This window comes from uncultured Planktosalinus sp., from assembly GCF_963973675.1.
Classification (GTDB): domain Bacteria; phylum Bacteroidota; class Bacteroidia; order Flavobacteriales; family Flavobacteriaceae; genus Planktosalinus.
On the sequence record NZ_CAXBAN010000126.1, the window covers coordinates 1 to 6,905 of the forward strand.

Genomic DNA, 6,905 nt, shown 5'->3' on the forward strand with positions numbered 1-6,905 from the left:
TAGAGTCTGTTTTGTATGCTAATTCAGCCGCTTGTTGTTTTAGTTGTGTTGAAGAATATCCGGGAATATATTCTCTTAATGGTGTAAACGCAATTATTACAGTTGTAATTCCTATCAAGAAAAGTGCAAACAGGGTTGAAAAAACAAACACGTTTAGCCTGTTGAGCTTAAATGAAACTTTTTCCTCAAAAGTATCTTCGTTTAAAACAACTAGACGGTATTTGTGGAGCAGTTTTTTTACAATTTTCTTTCTCTTTTTCTCTTCAGCCATTTTCCGTTTACTTATTAAGCAAATATAAAACAAAAACTAAGGGAATTTCGTATACCTGATTATAAGAAATTATCTTAAAGTGTATGGTATTGAATTTTTCTTGTTAACTTTGTAGTCTAAATTTCAGACGTATGAATGCTTTATTTATCCCCTTGGCAATTGGTCCCTGGCAAATTGCTTTAATTGTTGTAATTGTGCTGTTATTGTTTGGAGGAAAGAAAATTCCGGAGTTAATGCGTGGATTAGGTAGTGGAATTAAAGAGTTTAAGGATGCCTCCAAGGAAGAAAAAGACGATAGTGAAAAAATAGATAAAAAATAAGTTGTCTTTTCAACTTTTAAAAAAATCCGCTACGCGCGGATTTTTTTTATTCAAATTCAATAGAGTTTATGATAGACTCCAATTCAAACTGGTAATCTCTTTTATCAATAGAAGGAGCAAATGTGAAACCTTCAATCACTAAGTACCTGTTGTTAGGTTTGTCTTCAATGATGTAGTTGACAAAGGGCCCCGCCATAAAGAAATTATAAAGTTCCCAGGTTCCTTTTGCTTGATAAGCAAACCGATTGTTGACTTTGGTTTCAAATAAATAGGGTGCAAAAGCTTTTTCAGTTATCATATAGCTTCCTTCAACTGTTCCGTGTATGTGTTTTTTTCCAATAGAGTCTCTCATGGTGATTATTTCCTGCATGCGTGTTTCCTCATTTTGAAAAGCGTCTAAGGGCATCTCATAGACTAACACATTTAGATCGCCTGTGCGAATATCTTTTCGAAGCCAGGCAAATTCATTTGATAACTTTGCAAATCGATATACTGAGGGCATAGTCAATGAGATTTTCAAGCTGTCTTTAAGTGATTGCACATTGAGTCGTGACAATGACATTCTTCTTTGTTTTTCTTTCATCTCAGACTCCTTAAAACCGGAAATTATGTCTAAAGCATTTTCATTGATTACATCAATGAGTTCTTCATTGGTGTTACCACTAATGAAAACTCCGTTTTGAGGTTTTGCATAATGATCTTTTGTTGATTTAATTTGCTTTTTTTCACCCTTTTTTACATATAAAAAGATTCGGTTGTTTTGTGTGAATCCATCAAATGAATTAAGTGGTAATTGATTGATTGTAAATAAAGGTTCTTCTTGCGGAAGTCCGTCAACGGTAGCTGCAAAATGATTTCTGATAACTTCTCCAACCTCTCCTGACCATAGGTCATCATCAATAACCACCTGAAGGTTGTTTATATTACCAGATGAAGTTGGCAACATAGCGTGTTTATCTGATTTACTGTCTTCACAAGCAATAAATAGCGCAAGTAAAGTTAGTGTGAAAATTAATTTTTTCATTTCAAGCAGTTTCATTTGTCCCTTTTAAAACACAAAAAATGTTTTATTAATGACCGTTAGTGTTCAATTAGATTTTTTTATTAAATACTATCTATCAAAAACCTTACCCTTTTGAAAGTTTTAGTTTCATTCCGGGCTTTAAACTTGTTCCGCTAATCCCGTTCCACTTCTTAATATTGTCAATCGTTATTCCCGGATATTTTCTTGATATACTCCAGAGACTGTCACCTTTTTGTACAATATACTCTTTGTTTTTAGGAGAACTTGAACTGTTTTGTGCTGTTGTAGCATTCGATTTTTTGCCTTTTGGGTAAATTAACAATCGTTGGCCAATTCTTAGGTTGTTGTTTCTTAGGCCATTCCAGGATTTTATGTTTCCTACGGTAACGCCATAATTGGCGGCAATTTTTCCAAGGTAATCACCATTTTTTACACGATAGGTAATTTGTTCATCTTGCTTGAAAAATTCAGGTAAGGGTTTATTGTTTTTTTCTGATTCAGCTTTCGCGTAAGCATATACAAGATTTTCATTACTTACAAAAGTTCCTAAAGCATCAATTGGCAACCTTAATGTATAGTTTTTGCCCTCAATAAATGGAATAATATCAAGTTTGTAAGAGGGGTTTAAAAACTGAAGTTCTTCCAGAGGTAGTTCCAAAAGCTCAGAGAGGTGCTGGAAGGAAATGGTCTGTTTGACATGAATAGTATCGGTTTCATAATAAGGAAACCCCGATTTTGGAACGGTAAAACCAAGCTCGTCAGCAAATTCAAAAATATACATCGTCGCCAAGAAAGCGGGAACATATCCTGCCGTTTCACGAGGAAGGTTGTGCCTAATGCTCCAGTAATCTTTGTTTCCTCCTGAACGTCTTATGGCTCTTGAAACATTTCCTGGGCCGGCATTGTATGCTGCCAATGCCAAATTCCAATCATTGAACACCGAGTGAAGGGTTGATAGGTATTTTGCTGCAGATTCAGTCGCTCTTAATGGGTCTGAACGTTCGTCCACATAGGAGCTTACTTCCATTCCAAACATTTTTCCAGTTGGGTACATAAATTGCCAAAGACCTGTGGCACCCACTCTTGACTTTGCACGCGGATTTAACGCCGATTCAACGATGGCTAGATATTTTAATTCTAGTGGTAGGTTATGCCTATCCAGTTCTTCTTCAAACATTGGAAAGTAGTAGTTGCTCAGGTTCATGAGCCTTTGCATAGACTTTTTTCTTGTTTTAAGGTAACGTTTAATAGTACTTTCAAGTGCTTTGGTATAGCTTACGTCAAAGGGTGTTTTGGTATTTAAAATCTCAAGCTGCTTAATGAGTATTTCGGTGGATAGCTCCTCATAAACTATGGTATCATTGGATTCAGACTCAAAATTTACTACTGAAGCCTGCATTTCATCAAAGAGTTCAGAGTTAAACAACTCTTTTTTCCACAGACTATCAATTTCACTTACTTGTTGATGTTGTTTAAAAATATAAAGAATACTGTCTTTTAAACTTTCAAATGTCGGTTGGTCAGTTTCAACATTGTGTGCGATCCAAGTTGAGTCAACTTCAGAAATACTTTGTTCAATCTCTAACTGTTCATCATCTTCTAGAGGAGTTACCTGAGCATTGACAATTGAAAAACAAACACTGAAAATTAAGGGGAAAATTATTTTTGGCATTGTTTTTTGTTAAGTTAACTGCAAAATAGTAAAAAATATTATATTCAACTATTGTTCTATTGGGTCTAATTTGAATTAATTTTCAATTGCAGCAATTCCAGGTAAGGTTTTGCCTTCAAGCATTTCAAGCATTGCACCTCCACCGGTTGATACGTAACTCACTTTTTTTTCTAAACCAAACTGTTTTACTGCAGCAACAGAATCGCCGCCGCCTACAAGTGAAAAACATCCATTTTTTGTTGCTTCAGCAATAGCAATACCCATGGAAATTGTTCCGTGTGAAAAGGGTTTCATTTCAAACACACCCACGGGCCCATTCCAAAGTATCGTTTTTGATTCTCTGATAACACCCGCAAACAGTGTATTGGTTTCTTTGCCGGTGTCCAACCCCATCCAGCCATCGGGTATTTCAGCAATAGGAGCTTGTTTTGTTGTGGCATTTTCAGAAAAACTGTCAGCAATTAGAGCATCCACCGGCAAATGTACTTGAACGCTTTTTTGTTTTGCTTGTTCCAAAATATGTAAGGCAAGCTCTAGTTTATCGTCCTCAACCAAAGAGTTTCCAACTTTACCTCCCAATGCTTTAATAAAGGTAAATGCCATTCCTCCACCAATAATTAAGTGGTCTATTGGGTCTAATATATTTTCAAGGATGGTTATTTTAGAAGATACTTTTGCCCCACCAATGATTGCAGTAACGGGCTTTTTGTTTTCTTTCATCACTTTATTGATGCTCTCAATTTCTTGCTCCAATAGCTTTCCAAAGCATTTTTTGCCATCAAAATATTCAGCAATAACAGCTGTTGATGCATGTGCTCTGTGAGCTGTTCCAAAAGCGTCGTTTACATAAAAATCGCCTAAAACTGCAAGTTGTTGAGCAAAGCTCAAGTCTCCCTGGGTTTCTTCTTTATAAAAACGCAGGTTTTCCAAAAGTAATATTTGCCCTGGTTTTAACTCTTTTGCAGCTTTTTCGGCTTTTTCACCAATACAATCTTCCACAAACTGAACCTGAACGCCAATTATTTCTGAAACAGTGTTCACAATGTGCTTTAATGAAAACCCTTCTTCTTTATTCTTTGGTCTTCCCAAATGTGACATTAAAATGCAACTCCCGCCATCTTCAAGTATTTTAATTATTGTAGGCTTTACGGCCTTAATACGTGAGGCATCTGTAACCTGATATTTTTCATTCAAAGGAACATTAAAATCCACTCTTATGAGTGCTTTTTTATTGTCAAAGTTAAAGTCGTTAAGGGTTTTCATATACTGAAGTTTTTATGCATTTTATCAGTCACTATTTCAGTGTCCTTTAATATCAAGTTGCATTTTTTGTTGATGAATTTTATTTAATAACAAAGATACTTTTTTCTAAGAACTGAAACATTAGGTTTGCGTTGATTTATTATATATTTGCGTATGCTGTTTTCAGAAGTTTTAGGTTTAGATTATCTAAAGAACCACTTAATTGCAGGTGTTCAAAACAATCGGATTCCTCATGCTCAATTATTTGTGGGTCAAGGTGTTTTGCCTTTGGCAATAGCCTATTCTCAATATCTTTTATGTGGCAATTCAGGAATGGAAAATACGGGCGGAAACACATCCTGTAACCTGAAGATCAACAAGTTATCTCACCCTGATTTGCATTTTGTTTACCCTGTTGCTACTAATGATAAAGTAAAAAAACACCCCGTTTCATCTCATTTTTCTGAGGAGTGGCGGTCCTTTTTGAATGAAAACCCTTATTCCAATTTATATGATTGGTACAACTATATTGGTGTAGAAAAAAAACAAGGTCAAATAAGTGTTGATGAAGCTCAGGATATGGTCAAGAGTTTATCTTTAAAGTCCTATGAGGGAGGGCATAAAGTAATGCTTATTTGGATGGCTGAAAAAATGAATATTTCCTGTGCCAATAAAATTTTAAAACTTTTAGAAGAGCCTCCTGAAAAAACTGTTTTTATTCTTATTACCGAAGATGAAGAACAGCTTTTGAGCACAATCAGATCGCGCTGTCAGATGTTGAAAATTCCACTATTGGCCGAAGAAGTTATTGCTCAAGGATTGGTTGAGAGAGAAGGTGCCGCATATGAACAGGCAAAAGGTTTTGCCAGGCAGGCTTCAGGAGTTTATAATAAAGCCTTACAACTTTTAAAGAACAAGAGTGAAGACAATGAATTTGAGAATTGGGTGATTTATTGGGTGCGAGCAGCTTTTAGAGCTAAAGGAAACAAAGCGGTGGTCAATGATTTATTGCACTGGAGTGAAAATATTGCCAGTACTGGTAGAGAGGTCCAGAAAAAATTTCTTGATTATTGTGTTTCTTTTTTTAGACAAGCATTGCTAATTAATTATAAATCGCATTCTCTTGTCTATTTAAAAATCAAATCTACAGATTTTGCATTGGAAAAATTTGCGCCTTTTATTCATGGACAAAACATTTTAGAGATCATCGAAGCTTTAGAAATTGCAAATTATCATATTGAAAGAAATGGAAATGCAAAAATTATTTTTTCCGATCTTTCGATTCAACTTACACGATTACTACACAAACCTTCTGAAAAATAATCTATAATATTTTATTATTAAAGTCTCGTCTTTCAATTGGTTTTTCTTATTGATATTTAAATAATTTAAGCCGATTTAAGAGGACTTCGTCTTCTTGGCAATAAGTTGGTTGTATTGCTCATATAATGTCATAATTCAGCCTCAAAACATCAATTATTGTTTTTTGAAGATGTATATGTGTGAAGAGTACTCTTTAGAAAATATTCCTGACAAATTAGAGACTGTTCCCATTATAACTGCTTTAATCCAATTGATTCTTCCAGTTTTATATTTTTCAGACAACATGCTAACATAAAAACTATCAAACCACATGGGTTTAATTTTCAAAAGCATAAACTCGTGCTTTTCTAAAATACGTTTTATTCCTTCTTTTGAAAAATGCCACAAATGCCTTGGCACATCATATGCTGCCCAATATTCTTTGTAAAATTGAGCGTCTTTAGATTTATAATTGGGAACTGCGATTATTAAAACACCTTTTGGTTTTAGTTTTTTTGAGATTTCAAAAATATATGAATCAATGTCCTGAACATGTTCAAGAACATGCCAAAGAGTGATAACATCAAAATTGGTTTCGTGAATATCCGTAAGGTTTTCAAAAACCGTAATGCCTTTATTGTGAGAAAGCGCTCTTGCATTACTATTTGGCTCTACTCCATAAACATTCCATTTAGCCTTTTGGGCGAGCGCTAAAAAGTCCCCCGTTCCTGAGCCAACATCCAATAATTTGCCTGATCCATTATTCAGCTTTTTTATGAGTCTTACTTTTTTGAGAAGGGCAATTTTTTTTGCAAGTTGATAGGCTTTGTCAAAGAGAGTAATTTTCGAATCCGTGTGGGAAATATACTCTTCACTTTGATAATATTTTTCAATGTCTTTTGGGACCGGTGTTGTTATTAAAAGGTCCTTTTTATTAGATTCAATTAATGAAAACTCTTCGCCAGAAACGAGGAAATCCTTTATTTTTAATACCGTTTTTTGTGTCAATTTCAATCGAAATTATTTATGTTTCACGTGGAACACTATCGGCCCATGTAAACCAACATTACTGAA

At 34.7% G+C, this 6,905-nt stretch carries 6 protein-coding genes and 1 pseudogene; 2 read left to right on the top strand and 5 right to left on the bottom strand.

What is annotated here, in order from left to right; translation table 11 throughout:
* Positions 1-271 (bottom strand): annotated as a pseudogene (locus AACY61_RS06525) (M23 family peptidase); the annotation flags it as partial.
* A gap of 131 nt (positions 272-402) precedes the next feature.
* Here AACY61_RS06525 and AACY61_RS06530 point away from each other — a divergent pair.
* Entirely contained in the window at positions 403-591 is a 189-nt protein-coding gene (locus AACY61_RS06530) for a twin-arginine translocase TatA/TatE family subunit (protein ID WP_339610775.1), read from the top strand.
* Positions 592-637: 46 nt separating this feature from the next.
* Here the strand turns inward: AACY61_RS06530 and AACY61_RS06535 are convergent, their stop codons facing one another.
* From AACY61_RS06535 to AACY61_RS06545, 3 genes are all read right to left on the bottom strand, one after another.
* Positions 638-1,615, bottom strand: a complete 978-nt coding sequence (locus AACY61_RS06535; protein ID WP_339610776.1) for a DUF4837 family protein — start codon at positions 1,613-1,615, stop codon at positions 638-640.
* A gap of 103 nt (positions 1,616-1,718) precedes the next feature.
* Positions 1,719-3,287 carry a LysM peptidoglycan-binding domain-containing protein gene (locus AACY61_RS06540; RefSeq protein ID WP_339610777.1) on the bottom strand — a complete coding sequence of 523 codons (1,569 nt, stop codon included), beginning with the start codon at positions 3,285-3,287 and terminating at the stop codon, positions 1,719-1,721.
* 75 nt (positions 3,288-3,362) lie between these two features.
* Positions 3,363-4,550, bottom strand: coding sequence for a phosphoglycerate kinase (locus AACY61_RS06545; protein ID WP_339610778.1), 1,188 nt, complete (start codon positions 4,548-4,550; stop codon positions 3,363-3,365).
* Between the two features lie 153 nt (positions 4,551-4,703).
* Here AACY61_RS06545 and AACY61_RS06550 point away from each other — a divergent pair, with 153 nt between their 5' ends.
* Positions 4,704-5,852: a DNA polymerase III subunit delta' gene (locus AACY61_RS06550; RefSeq protein WP_339610779.1), complete on the top strand. Its 1,149-nt coding sequence runs from the start codon at positions 4,704-4,706 to the stop codon at positions 5,850-5,852.
* Between the two features lie 153 nt (positions 5,853-6,005).
* Here the strand turns inward: AACY61_RS06550 and AACY61_RS06555 are convergent, their stop codons facing one another.
* Positions 6,006-6,845 carry a class I SAM-dependent methyltransferase gene (locus tag AACY61_RS06555; protein ID WP_339610780.1) on the bottom strand — a complete coding sequence of 280 codons (840 nt, stop codon included), beginning with the start codon at positions 6,843-6,845 and terminating at the stop codon, positions 6,006-6,008.
* Positions 6,846-6,905: the final 60 nt, after the last annotated feature.

Excerpts from the sequence above, each read along its gene's own strand:
- AACY61_RS06530 (WP_339610775.1), top strand. The coding sequence starts at position 403 with ATGAATGCTTTATTTATCCCCTTGGCAATTGGTCCCTGGCAAATTGCT.
- AACY61_RS06535 (WP_339610776.1), bottom strand. The coding sequence starts at position 1,615 with ATGAAAAAATTAATTTTCACACTAACTTTACTTGCGCTATTTATTGCT.
- AACY61_RS06540 (WP_339610777.1), bottom strand. The coding sequence starts at position 3,287 with ATGCCAAAAATAATTTTCCCCTTAATTTTCAGTGTTTGTTTTTCAATT.
- AACY61_RS06545 (WP_339610778.1), bottom strand. The coding sequence starts at position 4,550 with ATGAAAACCCTTAACGACTTTAACTTTGACAATAAAAAAGCACTCATA.
- AACY61_RS06550 (WP_339610779.1), top strand. The coding sequence starts at position 4,704 with ATGCTGTTTTCAGAAGTTTTAGGTTTAGATTATCTAAAGAACCACTTA.